General features: G+C 53.3%; 16 protein-coding genes, 1 pseudogene and 1 riboswitch. Of the genes and pseudogenes, 10 read left to right on the top strand and 7 right to left on the bottom strand.

Features of this window, described 5'->3' with window-relative positions; all coding sequences use genetic code 11:
* Positions 1-4: 4 nt before the first annotated feature.
* Positions 5-1,294: an HD domain-containing protein gene (locus C7445_RS05020; protein WP_243834967.1), complete on the top strand. Its 1,290-nt coding sequence runs from the start codon at positions 5-7 to the stop codon at positions 1,292-1,294.
* On the opposite strand, the gene C7445_RS05015 is transcribed toward C7445_RS05020, so the two are convergent.
* Positions 1,279-1,872, bottom strand: coding sequence for a DedA family protein (locus C7445_RS05015; RefSeq protein WP_134158964.1), 594 nt, complete (start codon positions 1,870-1,872; stop codon positions 1,279-1,281). The two genes, C7445_RS05020 and C7445_RS05015, sit on opposite strands and share 16 nt — an antisense overlap.
* 165 nt (positions 1,873-2,037) lie before the next feature.
* A complete protein-coding gene (locus tag C7445_RS05010) occupies positions 2,038-2,373 on the bottom strand; it encodes a YunC family protein (protein WP_134158963.1) in 336 nt (111 codons plus the stop codon).
* A 150-nt stretch (positions 2,374-2,523) separates the two neighbouring features.
* Here C7445_RS05010 and C7445_RS05005 point away from each other — a divergent pair, with 150 nt between their 5' ends.
* The 4 genes from C7445_RS05005 to C7445_RS04990 all read left to right on the top strand — a co-directional run bounded on the left by C7445_RS05005 (position 2,524) and on the right by C7445_RS04990 (position 5,076).
* Positions 2,524-3,606 carry a M42 family metallopeptidase gene (locus tag C7445_RS05005; RefSeq protein ID WP_134158962.1) on the top strand — a complete coding sequence of 361 codons (1,083 nt, stop codon included), beginning with the start codon at positions 2,524-2,526 and terminating at the stop codon, positions 3,604-3,606.
* 65 nt (positions 3,607-3,671) lie between these two features.
* The gene (locus tag C7445_RS05000) at positions 3,672-4,154 is read left to right on the top strand and encodes a divergent PAP2 family protein (protein WP_134158961.1); all 483 of its coding nucleotides are present in this window, start codon (positions 3,672-3,674) and stop codon (positions 4,152-4,154) included.
* 5 nt (positions 4,155-4,159) lie between these two features.
* Positions 4,160-4,648, top strand: coding sequence for an NUDIX domain-containing protein (locus tag C7445_RS04995; protein ID WP_243834966.1), 489 nt, complete (start codon positions 4,160-4,162; stop codon positions 4,646-4,648).
* A 2-nt stretch (positions 4,649-4,650) separates the two neighbouring features.
* Positions 4,651-5,076, top strand: a complete 426-nt coding sequence (locus C7445_RS04990) for a DUF86 domain-containing protein (protein WP_134158960.1) — start codon at positions 4,651-4,653, stop codon at positions 5,074-5,076.
* A gap of 18 nt (positions 5,077-5,094) precedes the next feature.
* Here the strand turns inward: C7445_RS04990 and C7445_RS04985 are convergent, their stop codons facing one another.
* Positions 5,095-5,694 carry a 3D domain-containing protein gene (locus tag C7445_RS04985; protein ID WP_243834965.1) on the bottom strand — a complete coding sequence of 200 codons (600 nt, stop codon included), beginning with the start codon at positions 5,692-5,694 and terminating at the stop codon, positions 5,095-5,097.
* A 40-nt stretch (positions 5,695-5,734) separates the two neighbouring features.
* On the bottom strand, positions 5,735-6,259 hold the full coding sequence (locus C7445_RS04980; RefSeq protein WP_134158959.1) for a C40 family peptidase: 525 nt from the start codon (positions 6,257-6,259) through the stop codon (positions 5,735-5,737).
* A 1-nt stretch (position 6,260) separates the two neighbouring features.
* Positions 6,261-6,403, bottom strand: a riboswitch (cyclic di-AMP (ydaO/yuaA leader).
* A 231-nt stretch (positions 6,404-6,634) separates the two neighbouring features.
* On the opposite strand from C7445_RS04980, the gene C7445_RS04975 reads away from it, so the two are divergent.
* The 5 genes and pseudogenes from C7445_RS04975 to C7445_RS04955 all read left to right on the top strand — a co-directional run bounded on the left by C7445_RS04975 (position 6,635) and on the right by C7445_RS04955 (position 11,268).
* On the top strand, positions 6,635-7,291 hold the full coding sequence (locus tag C7445_RS04975; RefSeq protein ID WP_243834996.1) for a DODA-type extradiol aromatic ring-opening family dioxygenase: 657 nt from the start codon (positions 6,635-6,637) through the stop codon (positions 7,289-7,291).
* 120 nt (positions 7,292-7,411) lie between these two features.
* A pseudogene (locus tag C7445_RS04970) lies at positions 7,412-8,110 on the top strand (alpha/beta fold hydrolase); the annotation flags it as partial.
* 3 nt (positions 8,111-8,113) lie between these two features.
* The gene (locus C7445_RS04965) at positions 8,114-9,379 is read left to right on the top strand and encodes an MFS transporter (protein WP_134158956.1); all 1,266 of its coding nucleotides are present in this window, start codon (positions 8,114-8,116) and stop codon (positions 9,377-9,379) included.
* Between the two features lie 25 nt (positions 9,380-9,404).
* Positions 9,405-10,748, top strand: a complete 1,344-nt coding sequence (locus C7445_RS04960; protein ID WP_134158955.1) for an aromatic ring-hydroxylating oxygenase subunit alpha — start codon at positions 9,405-9,407, stop codon at positions 10,746-10,748.
* Between the two features lie 28 nt (positions 10,749-10,776).
* The gene (locus C7445_RS04955; protein ID WP_134158954.1) at positions 10,777-11,268 is read left to right on the top strand and encodes an aromatic-ring-hydroxylating dioxygenase subunit beta; all 492 of its coding nucleotides are present in this window, start codon (positions 10,777-10,779) and stop codon (positions 11,266-11,268) included.
* 111 nt (positions 11,269-11,379) lie between these two features.
* Here the strand turns inward: C7445_RS04955 and C7445_RS04950 are convergent, their stop codons facing one another.
* The 3 genes from C7445_RS04950 to C7445_RS04940 form a co-directional block, all read right to left on the bottom strand.
* Complete coding sequence (locus tag C7445_RS04950; RefSeq protein ID WP_134158953.1) at positions 11,380-12,234, bottom strand: hypothetical protein; 855 nt, start codon at positions 12,232-12,234, stop codon at positions 11,380-11,382.
* A gap of 131 nt (positions 12,235-12,365) precedes the next feature.
* The gene (locus C7445_RS04945) at positions 12,366-14,240 is read right to left on the bottom strand and encodes a transglutaminase domain-containing protein (protein ID WP_243834964.1); all 1,875 of its coding nucleotides are present in this window, start codon (positions 14,238-14,240) and stop codon (positions 12,366-12,368) included.
* A 274-nt stretch (positions 14,241-14,514) separates the two neighbouring features.
* Entirely contained in the window at positions 14,515-14,961 is a 447-nt protein-coding gene (locus tag C7445_RS04940) for a YfmQ family protein (RefSeq protein ID WP_134158952.1), read from the bottom strand.
* Positions 14,962-15,738 lie beyond the last annotated feature (777 nt).

Raw genomic sequence — 15,738 nt, 5'->3', positions numbered from 1 at the left:
CCGCGTGGAGGACTCGGCCAGCCTTTTTGATAAGCAGGTGAGTTCACTGTTTGAGAAGGTCTTGAAAGATCCGGTACATGACGAAATTTTGTTTGACGATGCGTTGCTTTGGGATTTGGTAAACGTGCCGGCTGTCCAGCGCCTACGCCGCATCCGTCAGTTGGGCACGTCGTATTTAACGTTCCACGGGGCCGAACATACGCGATTTGCCCATTCGCTTGGCGCCTACGAAACGATGCGGCGCGTCCTGTACCACTTGCAACGCGAATGCGGCTGGCCAACGGATCGCCGTGACGAACGATTGGCGCTTGCGGCTGCGCTTCTTCACGATGTTGGGCACGGTCCGTTTTCGCACACGTTTGAGTCGGTGCTCGGCATTCACCACGAAGAGTGGACCTATCGTATCATTCTGGAAGATCAGGAACTGCGAAAGACGCTGGATGGCGTCGATGGCGATTTTGCGCTCGACTTGGTTTCCATTCTCCGCAAAGAAGGACGTTTTCCTGCGATTGAGGCTCTCATCTCGAGCCAACTGGACGTTGATCGCATGGATTACATGCTGCGCGACGCACAAGCGACAGGCGTCTCGTACGGGCGTTTCGAGTTGGCCAGACTCATTCGTTCGTTGACGATGACCGATGGGCGTATCTACGTGAAATCGTCCAGTTTGCATACGGTTGAACAGTACCTGTTGGCGCGGTATTTCATGTACGTTCAAGTCTATCTTCATCCTGTGACGGTCGGGAGCGATGTGTTGGTTGAGAACATTCTCACGCGCGTGCGAGACTTGATGAATGAGGGGAGCGAAGTTGAGGTACCGGACGCCTTGGCGCGAGTACTTGCTCCTTCCGGAACGGATGTCGCGGCCTATGTGCGGCTTGACGAGTCGGTCCTCGTCTATGCGTTTCACCTGTGGTGCGAAGCAGACGATGCCATTCTGCGGGATCTTGCAACGCGTTTCCTGCACCGCAAGCTGTTGGCACCCGTAGTGCGCGAGGATCCTTCACAAATCGATCTCGCTGCCCTGCGAACAACCGCGAAGGCCATGGGGTTTCATCCTGACTACTACGTGTCACAGCGGCAATGTATCATTCCCGGATACGATGTTTTGGGACAAGGCATCACGCTTATAGATGCCGGTGGGAACACGGTCGACCTGAGTCAGGCGTCGAAATTGATACGGACATTGGTGCCCAGTCAAGAGAACCGGTTGTTTCTTCCGAAAGAGATGCTTGCTGAGAGCGCGGGGCCGCTCGGACACCGCGCCCGTTCCATCGTTTACTCGAGGCCCTGACCGGATTTACGCCGCATCCAGAAGGCAATCACGGCGATGACGAGAATCGCGGCACCTACATACGTAAACGGCTTAACGTGATCGGCGAATACCTGCCAATTTTTGTTGAGTTGGTATCCCGCATAGAGCATGCCGAGGTTCCAAATGGCCGACCCGATGAGCGAAAACACAAGAAAGCGGCCCATGCGCATGCGAGCGAATCCTGCTGGCAGCGAGACGAACGTGCGAACGGCCGGTACCATGCGCCCGAAAAAGACGGTTACTTCGCCAAAGCGGTTGAACCAGTGATCTGCCTTGTCCAAGTGGCGGGCGTTCAAACCGATATAGCGCCCATAACGAAGGACAAATGGCCGTCCGCCGTAGTCGCCTATCGCGTACGCAATCAGGGAACCGACGAGGTTGGCGATGGTGCCCACGATGAGCGCCGGCCAAAAGCCGATGAGGTGGCGATATGCCAGAAAGCCGGCGAGAGGCATGACCACTTCGGAAGGAATCGGAATGCAACAACTTTCGAGGGCCATTAGGACAAAAATAGCTAGCAGACCGTGTTGCATGACAAATAGGTGAAGATGCGACACCACAATCCCCCGTTCTCTTCTACGCTGGAATCCAGACTGCGCCAAAGGCACCAGTATGGAGCCATCGCTGTTATCGTAACGTTTTTTCTTCCAAAAGAAAACGACGAAACGGACAGGGGAAAAGTTCAAAGGTATCACTATTCACGATGTACTCACGCAGAACGGTCAACCGTTCTGCGTGGACTGTCCTTGTTCGGCTGCGCCCATGCGCCGCAAAGCTTCGCGAATCGGCATTCCCGGTGTGATGCCGAGTGCTTCCGCCGATTGGGTACAGCTTTCGACGGTGCCCTCCAACAATTCCGAAATGGTTCTGACACCCGTTGCACGCACGGCGACGATACCTCGGCTTGCGAGCTGCGTGCGCAGAAGTGCGATATCCAGCGCACCGCACATCGCGTACCCGATTGAATTGCTGATGGCGAGCAAGTTGGTCTTTGGCAACGCGACGTGTGTTGCCGTAAAAGGGTATGCGTCGACCCATACCGGCTCCAGATGCACCATAGTCCATTCCCCTTTGCGTATGGATTGCGTGTCGCTTCAGCGTATTCCAAGGGGCGCATCGTTGCCAATGTGGGAGGCGGATCGCGGAAGGGGGACTGTGGTAACATATATCTGATGCTTGATGAGGCATCGAGAAGGAGGCATACATACATGGCGACACATATCGATGTTTTGCGTGAACTGTGTGATGCGTACGGCATTTCCGGTTACGAGTCGGGTGTGCGTAAGTTATTTGAGCAGCACCTGTCCCCCCTGTCGGAGCAAGTCCTTCGCGATCGCTCTGGCGGGATCGTCGGCGTCAAGACTGGTGATGCCGAGGGCCCGAAAGTGCTGGTTGCTGGGCATCTCGACGAAATCGGATTCATGGTGACGCACATCACGCCTGATGGTTTTTTGAAGTTCCAGACCATTGGTGGTTGGTGGTCGCAGGTCGTGTTGTCCCAGCGTGTGATCGTCCAAACGCGCAAAGGCAACCTGCTTGGCGTCACGGGTTCCAAACCGCCACACATCCTGCCTGCGGAAGAGCGCAAGAAGGTTGTTGAGCTCAAGGATGTGTTTATCGACATCGGTGCTACGAGCAAGGAGCATGCAGAGGAGTTGGGCGTGCGCCCGGGCGACGCTATTGTTCCCTACTCGCCTTTTACGCAAATGGGTAATCCCAAGATGTATATGTCAAAGGCGCTGGACAATCGTCTGGGCTGTGCGACGGCGATTGGCGTCTTGAAGGAACTTCAGGGGCAATCGCATCCCAATACGCTCTATGCGGGCGCAACCGTGCAGGAGGAAGTCGGGTTGCGCGGTGCCCGCACCTTGGCACATCTGGTCAACCCGGATATTGCCATATCAGTCGATGTCGGCATTGCTGGCGACACACCTGGTATTGATGGTGATCAGCGAGGCCAACTGGCCGATGCGGGCAAGGGTCCGCTGTTGATGATTTACGATGGCTCCATGATTCCGAACAATCGCTTCCGCGATTTTGTTCTCGACACAGCAGCGACGGAGAACATTCCGGTACAAGTTGAGAGCATGAGCGGGGGCGGTACGGACGCCGGGGCATTCCATTTGCACGGAATTGGCGTTCCGAGCGTCAATATCGGCTTTGCGACGCGATACATTCACAGCCACAACGCCATTGTGCACGAGGATGACTACCTCCAAGCCATTCAATTGATCACGGCTCTAGTCAAGGCACTTGATAAAAGTGTGGTCAAGGAAATTCAAGAATGGTAAAGTGATGGTGGGTACAAGCGGGCGCCGTTGATCGGCGCCCTGCCTATCGAGGAGGGCCGCTGTTGATGTCAGACGTTCCGCACTTCCTATTGGGGCTGTGGGCCAATACTGCGCTGATGGCGGCTATTTGTGCCATCGTCTTTACACAGATCTTGAAAGTTCCCATTCATTATCTTATGACGCGCGCCTGGGATATACATAAGCTCTTGGACGCGGGTGGCATGCCAAGTTCACATGCTGCCGGCGTTGTTGCGTTGGCGAGCGCTTTGTGGTTTGTCGTGGGTCCATCATCCCCTGTCTTTGCCACTGCGGTTGTCTTTGCCGCAATCGTTTTGTACGACGCCGGAGGCATTCGCCGTCATGCTGGCGAGCATGCCGTTCTCCTCAATCGGATTGCGATGGAATTCTCCCAACGAGGAGAGTCGGCTGCAACCGCTCAAGAGGAGGGTGAACGCCTCAAGGAAATCTTGGGTCATGAACCGAGTGAAATTATTGTCGGAGCTTTTCTCGGTCTCGCAATCGGCATTGCGTTTGGAAAGTGGTGGTGAGGACGGTGGACTTGAGTGCCTGGCAACCTGCTCGCGACCTCCACACTGACTTCGAACGCAGGTCGGTCCAGCCGCCACACTCTGTCATCGTGTTTGCATTTGCCTTTGACAGTCTGGTATGGGTTCGCCATCCTCTGCGCGGCTGGGAGCTGCCCGGGGGGAAAGTGGAACCAGGCGAAACCGCGGAAGAGGCGGTCAAACGCGAGGCTTGGGAAGAGGCTGGGCTCACACTGGAACACATCGCATGGTTGGCCGAGTACACCATTGTGTTGCCGACGGGTGTGAAGGCTGTCAAATGGGTCTACACAGCAGACGTCTACGACGTCGCTGCAAGACCACACGACTCGGAAATCCTGGACGTATGGGTGCCTCGACCAGCGATTGATCCCGCCACTGTGAGACAATGTCACACCGTGAGCCCGGTGATGAAAGACGAGATGTTTTCCTGTCTATTTCCTATGGCTCGGCAGAGATGCTTAGAGAGGAGGATGTGAAGGTGTTTCTCACAGATGCGCATCGCAAGCAAATTGGGGCTTGGTTAGCGGGGCTTTCCGAACGAGTCGAATGGTTGCAGAGACTATCCCAAAGAAGTGACCCCTGGGAGGAAGATTTGACGTGGCGCCTTGCCGCCGAGCGCGCGTTGCATACGAGCGTCGAGTATGTGACCGACGTCTCGTCGCTTATCATCGATGCACTGGTCATGCGCGACCCCGGCGGCTACGCCGACATCGTGAAGGTTTTGGTCGAAGAGCAGGTTCTCGACGCACAGTGGTTCGAATCGTTTGCTGGCATCTTCGACCTACGCACGAAGCTGCTTCGCGATCACGCACAAGTTGCAGCAAACGAGGTTCGCCAAGCAGTCGAGCGTTACGCGAACCAATTTTCCCCCTTTATCAATACGATCCAAGCATACATCAAGTGATACGGCTCACAGAATCGCTCACACGTCTGTGAGGTTATCCGGGATATAGACTGTGACCTTGCACTGCTTCACGCCAAACTGCAAGGCATTTCTCCTGGATGGCATCAGTACGTCGATGTGATGTCCGCGAATGGCGCCGCCGGTATCCTCGGCGATGCGCCAGCCCACCCCTTCGATAAAGAGTAGACTTCCATAGGGAATGACCGCGGGATCGACAGCGACCGTCCGTCCCGTCTTTGCAAACGTACCCGTTGCGGTGATGCCAAAGCCAGGATCTCCAGGATCCTTACCCGTCGAAATTCGATCCAAGTTGTATGCCGTGATCGTGAAAAGATCGCTTTCTTTACGATACTTGCGGATGTCGTAATCACGGCCAAAGACGGTGATGGCACTTGGCTGTGCGGACATATCCGTCCGTTGGTACACATGGCGCGGTTTGGTGCAATCTCCTGCTGTCGCAGGCACTTCGCCCCACCATAAGGATGTACTCACAGCCGCCGCAATGCATAAACCAGTTAAATGGTAACTGTTCATGTCTGTAATATGTATCGCCAGTGGCGAAACATACATCGCTGTGGATCGATCGCGCTTCACAGAAATGCAAAAGGCTGCAGGCAACTTCGGCCTACAGCCCATGCGCGAATGCGGAGAATCGCAATCAGTACATTTTCCTCACAGCTGTGAGGTGGTTGCCCCAATACGATCCCGGTTTGACGCTCAGGAAGCCAACCTTTCCGAGGCCTCCGCCGCACTGAATCATCTCTCCATTGCCAGCGTAAATGCCGACGTGCTTTCCGTCTTCAAAGATAAGCAAATCGCCTGGCTGCAAGTTGGATTTCGGTTCCCTAATTCCCACATCGTAATACTGCATGCGCGACGACGTGGTAAACCTATAGCCGAGCGCGTGATGGTACACATACTCCACGAAGTTTGAACAGTCAAATCCATATTGCCCGCGGTCTTCGTTGTGACCCCAAATGTATGGAGTGCCGAGTTTGCTTTCCGCCACGCGAAGAACCGCGTTGGTTTTCGCCTGATACGACGCGCTTTCGCGGGCCAATGGAGTCATGTTGTGATCGATGGAAACCCCAGGCGGCAAGCTTACGCTTGCCATGGCGATGGTCGATCCCAGTGCGAGCGTTGTGAGTGTTGCAGCGACGGTGGAGATTGCCTTCGTGAACATCAAAAATTCCTCCTAAAGCCTCCGAGGTTAGTTGACGGGTTCGGTGGAAGAACAGTCCCTACGCCGCGGCCATGCCGCAAGGCGATTCACCCCATATATTGCGGTCCCCCGTACCTGACATTCAGGATTCGGCTGTTGATGTGAGTTGTAGGTAAAAGGTTATCACGGCGACAAGCTCATTTCCTTATGAGATCAATGGTGGAATTGGCAATGTACTCACGACTCACGCTAACAGATGATTGTCGACAATATTGTCGGTTCATATCGTGACCGGAACGGGCATAGATTGGGGCAAGGGAACATGTGAGGTTGTTAAAACTTCGATGGCCCTTAGGGAGTGTTGGTACATGCGGCGTAGAAGCACAGAGATTGAAGGTGTTACGCACGGTCATACCGCATCGTTTGGAAGATTTGCATCCATCTCTCCGCCCTGTGATCTGGGCCTGGCACACGACGGATGAACCGGTGTGCTACCAAACCGAAAGTAGCTTGGGCAAGCATATCCTTCTGCGGCTGACTGAAGAGGGGGTTGACGTTTCACAAAGCAAGACACAATTGCGGGATCGGTCACTGGGACACGCGTACACGTTTGTGAAACGGAGGCTGGCTCCACAAGACATCCCCATGGTACCAGTCTTCATGAACTGCTTCTTTCAACCGAATCAGCCGACTCCGGCGCGCTGTTACGAGTTCGGCCGTGCGTTGCACAGGGCCATTGAATCGTGGGATGCCGATCTGCGTGTGGCCGTGATCGGATCGGGTGGCTTGAGTCACTTCAAATTGGATGAAGCTTTAGATGAACTCGTCATACGAGGTCTCCAAAACAAAGATACGAGCATTTTGAAAGCGCTTCCTAGAGAACGGTTGGAGGGGGCGTCGGGAGACATTTTCAATTGGATCGCGGCCGCAGGAGCCGTCGAACACTTGCAGCTGGAGTATCTGGAATATAGTTCTGGCTATCGATCACCGGCTGGTACGGGTGTGGGTATGACGTTTGGCAATTTGGAGATAAGAGGTGACGTGGTTGCATGAATGACATCCACGCCATTCAGCGGAACGCCATTGAGTTGAGTCATGGGAAGACGGAGGTTTGGGAAGCTGGAGCAGGCGAACCCATAGTGCTGTTGCACGGTTTCCAATTTTGGGAAGGGAGGTGATTATTGGATTTCTACGATCCAAGCGCTGTCCGCGCAATTTCACGTCTACACGCCCGATCTGATGGGATGGGGCGATGGGGAGAGGTTGCTTGTCGATTATTCGTTTGCATACCTGGTCGATTTCGTACGAGAGGTACAAGATGTGCTGGGACTTGCGTCTGCTCACATCGTGTCTCACTCCATGGGCGGTTGGGTTGCGGCTCTGCTTGCGTACGAAAGCCCAGAGCGAGTTCGCACGCTTACACTGGTCGCAAATGGTGGCATGTCCACTGCAACGCCACCCATGATGAGGGTTATCCAGATGCCCACTCGTGAAGAACTCGTGCAGTATGCTCGGGGGATCGGGCGGATCCAGGAAGGCGAGATCGAGGAGGCTGTGGAGAGACGGCTCGCGCGCGTCGAGCGATCGGATGCAGTGGCGGCCTATACCCTCATCATGCGGCACATGACGCATCCGGTTCACCGAGATCGCTACAACCTTCGCCGGAGATTACCGTATATCGGGGCACCGACGCTCATCGTTTGGAGGAGTTTGATTCGGTCAACAGCATCGATTTTGGCAAGGAAATGTATCGATCCTTGCCCGCGGCACATATGGTCGTTCTACCTTGTGGCCACGATTGCGTCAAGGAACAGCCTGACGCCTTTCACAGCCACTCATCCCGTTTTTGCGGGAATATGCGAAGGGGGATAGCCCGTGAAAGCCAAACCGTCCTTCTGGACGTACCAGAATGGCATCATTGTGATGATGTTTTTTGCATTCGGTCTTGTTTTCATGGATCGCCAGAGCATTACGTTCCTTGAGCCTTTTATCATTCCCGCGCTGCATTTGAATAACGCGCAGATTGGAATGTTTGCATCGGCTCTCTCCATTTGTTGGGGTGTATCCGCCTGGTTTTTCTCAAGCTATTCCGATCTCATCGGCCATCGGAAACCTATTCTCGTCGTCTTCATGGTCATTTTTGCGCTGACATCTGTACTATCGGGCGTGGTGGGTTCGTTTTTGGCAATGTTTTTTGTCCGCGCCCTGATGGGGCTTTCCGAAGGACCCGTGTTTCCCATCGGCGCAACGGCGGTCAAGTCCGTGTCAACGCCAAGTCGACAGGGCTTTAACATCGGCTTTGTGCAAAGTGCCAGTGGTTTGCTTGGCAGCGCGATCGCACCGCTGGTCGTCGTCGGATTGGCCAACGCCTTCAATTGGCGTGTCGCCTTTTATCTGCTGGCGATCCCGGCGCTCATCCTCACGCTGATCGTGGTGAAATACATGCGCGAACCGCAAATTCGGCATGAAAGCGCACCGGCAGAGGTGCACCGCTTGCGCTGGTCCGACTATAAGGTGATTTTCCGCAATCGGAACACGTGGCTGTGCTTGGTTTGTTCCATCGGGTTTATCACATGGTTGATTACATTTGCGACATTTGCCCCCGTGCTGATGACCGAGGTTGACCACATCAGCACGACACAAATGAGCTGGGCCATGAGTGCATTCGGGTTTGGATCGTGGGTTTGGGGATTTGTCGTTCCATTCATCTCTGATCGCATCGGCCGCAAACCCGCCCTTATCGCCTCCGGCCTCTTGGCGACATTGGCTCCACTTATGCTTGCGGAGGTGCATACGGGAATCGGTGTGCTGATTGTCCTTCTGTTTGTGCTTGCCATCGGTCAGGGTTTTTCTCCGGTCGTGATGTCGATCATTCCGAGCGAGTCTGTGCCAGCGGCCTTTGCGGCATCCACCATCGGATTGATGATGATGATTGGTGAAATTTTTGGTGGTACGGTTGTGCCCACGCTGGCGGGTGTCGCAGCCGATCACTTCGGATTGACAATGCCAATGTTCATTGCAGCAGCGGGATCGTTTCTCGTGTTCTTAATTGGCTTTGGCGTTCGCGAAACAGCTCCACGCAAGGTCGGCCAGACCCATCGCGAACAAAATCAAGCCATTACGTCGACATCCGTCTCTTGATAGTGTTTAACAGGTGGTGAAGGATATGAAGTATGGCAAACTTGATCGATCGCTCCTCGAAGACGTACGCGCAAAAGTGCTGCGCGGAATGTTGCCACAATGGGCGTTTACCGACCCTGAGGTGTTCAAGGCAGAACTTGAGCAAATATTTGCGAAGACGTGGAACTTCCTTGGGCATGAATCTGAAATTACACGTCCGGGGGACTATGTCACGCGCTGGATTGCACATGATCCAGTCTTGTTGCTTCGTGATGCAGAAGGAAAAGTGCAAGCCTATCTCAATTCATGCACACACCGAGGTACGAAACTGTGTACGGCCGATTTTGGCAACAAAAAGGCCTTCACCTGTCCGTACCACGGTTGGACGTTCAATCTCTCAGGAGAACTCACCGGCATTGTCGCAGGAAACAAGGTGTATGGCGAGGAGATGGATCGCAGTCAGTGGTCATTGCGCAAAATCCCACGGGTTGAAAGTTATCAAGGGATGATTTTTGGCTCGTTGAACGAGCACGTCGAGCCTCTTGAGACGTTTCTCGGGGACATGAAGTGGTATTTTGACCTAATGCTCGGCCGTAGCGACCACGGCATGGAGGTACGGGGAATTCCTCAGAGATGGATCATCCACACCAACTGGAAAATCAGCGCTGACAACTTTGGAGGAGATCCTTATCATACGGCGATGACGCATCGCTCCACTGTCGAATTGGGGATTAGCCCAAAGGACCCGATGTATGCCAGTTACGGATACCAAATTGTGTTGGATAACGGGCACGGCATCAACATCATCACGCGTCGCAAAGACATGAATGTGCCGCCATTTCAAGGACTTCCAAGCACAATGTGGTCGATGTTTGAACGCAATCTCGATCCGATGCAGCTAGACGTCTTTCGCAACACGATGATCACAGTCGGTAACTGTTTCCCAAATCTGTCATTCGTCAGTCCGATGCACGGTACAGGAGGGCCGGGCGAACCCTTGACATCGTTTGTGAATTTCCGGGTATGGAGGCCGCTCACACCGACATCAATTGAAGTGACGTCGTGGTTGATGGTAGATCAAGATGCACCAGAAGCGTTCAAGGAAGCATCCTATCTAAGCTACGTCGGCTCGTTTGGCCCGGCAGGAACATTGGAGCAGGATGATGCAGAAATATGGACGCGCGTCGCTGAGGCCAGCCAGGGCTGGATGACGCAGGACAAAGATGTTCATTACAATAATGTGCTCAACTACTTAATGGGTTTAGACAGAGTTGAACCGGATCCATCGTGGCCGGGGCCGGGCGTGGCGTATCCCACGTGCTATTTGGACGCCATTTCGCGGGCTTTTTACCAGCGCTGGATCGAATGTTTACTCGATGACGCGACCTAACCACCAATGGGTGAAAGAGGTGAAGCACATGCATTATCACGACATTTGTAGATTTTTGTATACTGAGGCTTCGCTACTCGATGCACGCAGGTATGACGAATGGCTGGACCTGCTTGACGATCATATCCGTTATCGAATGCCATTGCGTGCAACGCGAGACTTCAAAGATCCATGCGATATCGTGGATGATATGACGTTTTTTGACGAGACAAAGCAAAGTCTGCGCACCCGGGTGGAACGATTTCGTACGACATCCGCATGGGCAGAGAATCCCCATACCCGAACACGCCACTTGGTTACGAATATTCTGGTGACTGAGGAAAACGGCCCGGATGAGGCGACCGTGCAAAGTTATGTGTTGATCCTCCGCAGCATTCGTGATAACCCAGATGTAGAACAATTATTCGGAGAGCGAACTGACGTCATCCGCCGTGTGGACGGGACGCTAAAACTGATGGAACGAACTGTTCGTCCGGATCAGACGGTATTATCCATGCTCAACTTGAGTATTTTTGTATAGCTTTTTCTCGACCATATCTCGACGCCGCCCACCCATGCCGGTGGGCGTCTTTACGTGGCAAAGGGCGTGGGAAAACATAAACCCCGGTGCGGTGGCACCGGGGTCCGGCACTTATGCCTGGTTGGTGGTAGGAGAGTTGTCGGACGACGACGTTGTCGGTTGACCTCCTTGCATATGAGCACCCTGCGGGAAGGTTCCGTTCACCCAGTTGGTGATCCAAGAATCAAGGCGTGATTGGATGTTGGTCTCTTGCGTAGCCGTTAGCGTTCCATTCGAGACGGCTGTATTCAAATCGGACTGAATCGACGATTCCAAATCGGAGATGAGCGTAGACGTCGAGACACCTTGTGTTGATGCGATTTCTGCGAGTGTTTTGCCTGATTTCAAGTCACTTTCCAGCGCCGAAGTGCTCAGATTGAGATCTTGAGCCGCAGTTGAAAGAATGCTTCCTTGAAAATCGAATTTTGCTCCCCATCCCCCGTGGTGAAATCCAGCAGGATGGTTTGGCAACTTACCGTTGACCCAATCGCTGATCCATGCATCGAGATGGGATGTAAGCGTAGTCTCCTGTGAGCTTGAAAGTTTCCCATCGGTGACTTCAGTGTTCAGTTGCGTTTGCACGGTCGCATCCAAGTCGGATGTCAGCGTAGATGCGGAAACGCCATGTGCCGATGCGACCTCAGCCAACGTGTTGCCGGATTTCAAGTCGCTCAGCAGTGTCGAAGCGCTTATATTGAGATCTTTGGCGGCCGTTGTTAGCAAGAGTTGGCGTAGGTTAAATGAGTCGTGATGATCTTCGGTTTGTTGTGTGCTGGACGTGACCTTAGAACGGTTTTGGCTAGCGTCGAGCACTGGGTGGTGGGATGTGTGCGACACAGATGCGAATGCAGCGGTCGAACCCAGGCCTAACGTGAGCGTTGTTGCTAGAGTTCCTAGAATGGTTTTGCGCGTGAAGTGATATGCCATGTCTGTTACCACCTCGATATCGAAATTAGGAGCTTTGTGGCTCGACATGAACATAACACCCATGGATTGAAATTTGATCGAAACAGGCAACGAAATTCCTCGGCACCCATGTGAATGGCCTTGACCGGTGTCTAGGGAGAAACGTTGCTCGGAGCGCTGCTTCCTTGGAACGAATCGAGCGTCTGACGCATGGCGTCACTGGGCGAGTTTGCGTATACAGGGTTGCCAACGTCATTCACGATGTGTGCAATCTCGCTGCCAGGCTGGCCATTCAACCACACCGTCGTCGCGTGTGTGATATTGATGCCCGGTGCGTTTGGCACTTCGATCGCGCTGTTTTGTATGACGGCTGCATCACGGAAATAGGAATACACGCCAATCCCGAATACCTGGTTTGAAGTGACGTCGTCGGCGACTTTATAGGAAGCGTAACCGTTTACGGTTCCATTGTGGCTCATCCATGCCGACTGGTTTGGTACATCATACGGATCCTCGGATTGGTAGAAGTAGACGCGCCCGCCGTTCCCGTTCCAAACCGTCTGATATTGCTCGTGGTGTTCATTGAACAGGCCATACATAGTCACGTCATCGCCATTGACGATCAAGCCATTGGCATCCGCGTTTTGGTTCCAGCCAACTCCTGTGCCGTGATCGGCTCGCCACAGCCAAATATCGTCACCGATGACATCATTGCTGTTGATGACTAGGGAGGCATCTGTCGTTCCGAGGCGCGCTCCACCGACGCGGAAGGTCAGATCGTAGAGGATGGTTGGATCATGGCTGAAATCAAAGTGGGGTGAGTGCAACTGCGCCTGGCCATGATTGGTTCCGATCGTCATAAGCGCAGGTGTGCGTTCCGCTCCAGCGTCAAGGATAAGGCCTGCAATGCGAACACCTCCGACATCGGCGACGGAGATCGCCTGTTGTCCGTTGGCTGCAACGAGAGTCGGAAAGCCAAGACCTAAGACGACGGTATCCGGGTGCGTGATGTGGATCGTGCTCGTGAGCTGATACGTGCCAGGTGTGAAAATCAGGTTTTTGCCTTGGTCGAGTGCACGGTTGATTTGTGCGACCGGAGTGTTCGGGAATGCAATGTAGAATTGGTCGATGGAAATGGAGCGTCCCGGTGTCGAACCGTTTTCCCAACTCACGCCTTGGCGGTTTGTCTGCAGTGCGGGTACAAAGACGTTGAACTGTCCTCGGGTGTCCATGTACAGATACGGCTTTTCGGCGATCACGGGCGTTTGCCCGACGACCGTATATGGCTGCGCAGGCCACGTTCCGCTCGGTGGATTCGTGTCACCAACGAAGACCATATTCCATACACCGTTGCTCCAGCTGCCATACTGATTGTTGCGCGACAACCACTGTTGCTGAGAGGCGGGGACGACTTTGCCATCGACCACCGAGTCGGCCATAAAGCCGCCGCTTGCATAGCCAGCCCCCCATGACGATGTGAAGTCGAATAAGTCGAGGTTTCCTTCGACGTGCACTCGACGAATCGGAGCTTCTTGTGATACGGCCCACTGCATCCCTTGCGGATCCCATTTCACTCCGTTGTCGATCACGCCATCAGTCGGGTCGACGGAGAGGTTTTCCACCGAACGCCAGAAGTTGTCTGTAGCGTTGCCATTGTTGTACTGTGCATTGGCATTGATGTTGCCGTCTATGGTGACGTCGCCAGGATTTTGGCCTAATCCGGCTACCTGCGTGTAGAAGCCTTCTTTGACGTCGACATGATAGCTGCCTGGCTTAAAGAGTAGTGCATACCCCTGGCTGGCAAATTCATTGGTCTCCTGCTGATTGTAGATAGAATCCGCAATCTGCTGAATAGCAGAACTGGGCATAGACGGATCGAAAACATAGACGTCAGGCCCAAACATGGTCTGATTGGCCATGGATGTCGGCACGATGGCTGTACTGGCCCTAACCGCGGTCCATGCAGAACTACATACAAGTGAAACACATCCAAGTGCTCCTAGGCACCAGCGGATCCGTGTGGACAAGCTCATTCCCCCTAGTTTTCGCTTATCTCATCAGAAGGGCAACAATCAGCGGTTCATGGATGAATTGTGAACGAGTAACACCTCCGTTGCAGGGATTGCTGAAACGTTAAAGCGGGGATTTTGACGATTTCATGTCGATGCTTAAAATCATGCATAAGCGATATCGTGAAGTTTAGAACCATTGCAGTCGATGCGGGAGAGGTTGTAGGGGGATTTTGGCTGCACGCAGGTGAGCAAATCACTTGCGTGCAATAGAATGTTGTTCAAAGGCAGTTCAAGTGACCCACCAAGCATCACGAATACAGGATTGCAGAACGAGCTCGAGAATTTCTGACGAAACTCGATAGGTAACTTGTCGTTTTCGTTTGTAGCGTACCAGTTGGATCATTCCGTCACCGTACAGGTATGCGGTCAGTTCATACATCCGCTTACCCTGTTTGATGCGAATAAAGATTGGATTTTTGTTTAAGGAAGGTATCATGCCATACTCGAACAGAAAATCTGCGTTATTAAATGCAACAATGAAGCGATCGCGATCCCTGCCCCGTAGCTCCGTGCCATATACGTTCACTGAGGTGATCAGAGGATTTTCAAGTTTTGGGTGTATCTCAAATCTTGAGATGAGCTTGTTCATCAACGGACTGGGCGGAGTCAGAAGAAAGGCGCATAGCGGCAGGACGACCGCAGACGCATAAACAAGCCAATGAGGTATAGGCGGCAACGCAAATTCCCCCTCACCAAGTGCCAGCTTAGATTATTATAGATCGTTGCAGCTCGAGACTTATACTCTAAGCGAACGGATTTATTTGGATCATCCATTGCGGCGGATCGTGCCGGGTCAAGAGCCCTCACACGTTACACTGAGGTATTTGGGGCAGGGAGGCGATTGGACATGTCAACGACAATCGGGCAACAATGATGTACCTTTGCTCAAGGTGTGAGCACTTACGTTTTACGCGTCACGACGAGTACGTTTGTTCATGGAATGGATCTTCGAAGCTAGCTGATGCCAATCGTCCGTCCGTTATACTTGTTCGGGCGAAGATGGCGTGAGTATCAAAACTATGGATATAATGGAATGTTCATACATAATGAAAAGGTTGGGACATGTCGAAATATACCGAATTCGTTTCGGGGATGACGTGACGCCGTTCGATAGACTCGATAGAGTCGAGACAAGAAACCAGAAGTGTATGTGACCCGGCATGATAGGAGGAGTTCGACTTGGCGCGGTGGCATTGGTTGATGGATCTGGATCCACTCCGCGAGTCCCCAGATGCTCGTCCAGATGAGCACACCCGATCAGTATCGCGGGCGCGTTAGTGGCGTCGATTATGTCGTGGGGACCGGGGGCCCGAGATTAGGTAGCGTACGCGCGGGACTCATCGGAACTGCCCTTGCGCCAGTTGAGTCCAGTATGCTGTGTAAAAAGGGATGGCACATTTGAGGTATAAAAGATGAGCCATCTCCGTCCTCTCTGGTAGAATGTGAGATTGAG

It is taken from the genome of Alicyclobacillus sacchari (assembly GCF_004366795.1).
In the GTDB taxonomy this organism is placed as follows: domain Bacteria; phylum Bacillota; class Bacilli; order Alicyclobacillales; family Alicyclobacillaceae; genus Alicyclobacillus; species Alicyclobacillus sacchari.
Note: the sequence above shows the minus strand (reverse complement) of the source record. Positions and strands in the feature narration are given on the sequence as shown.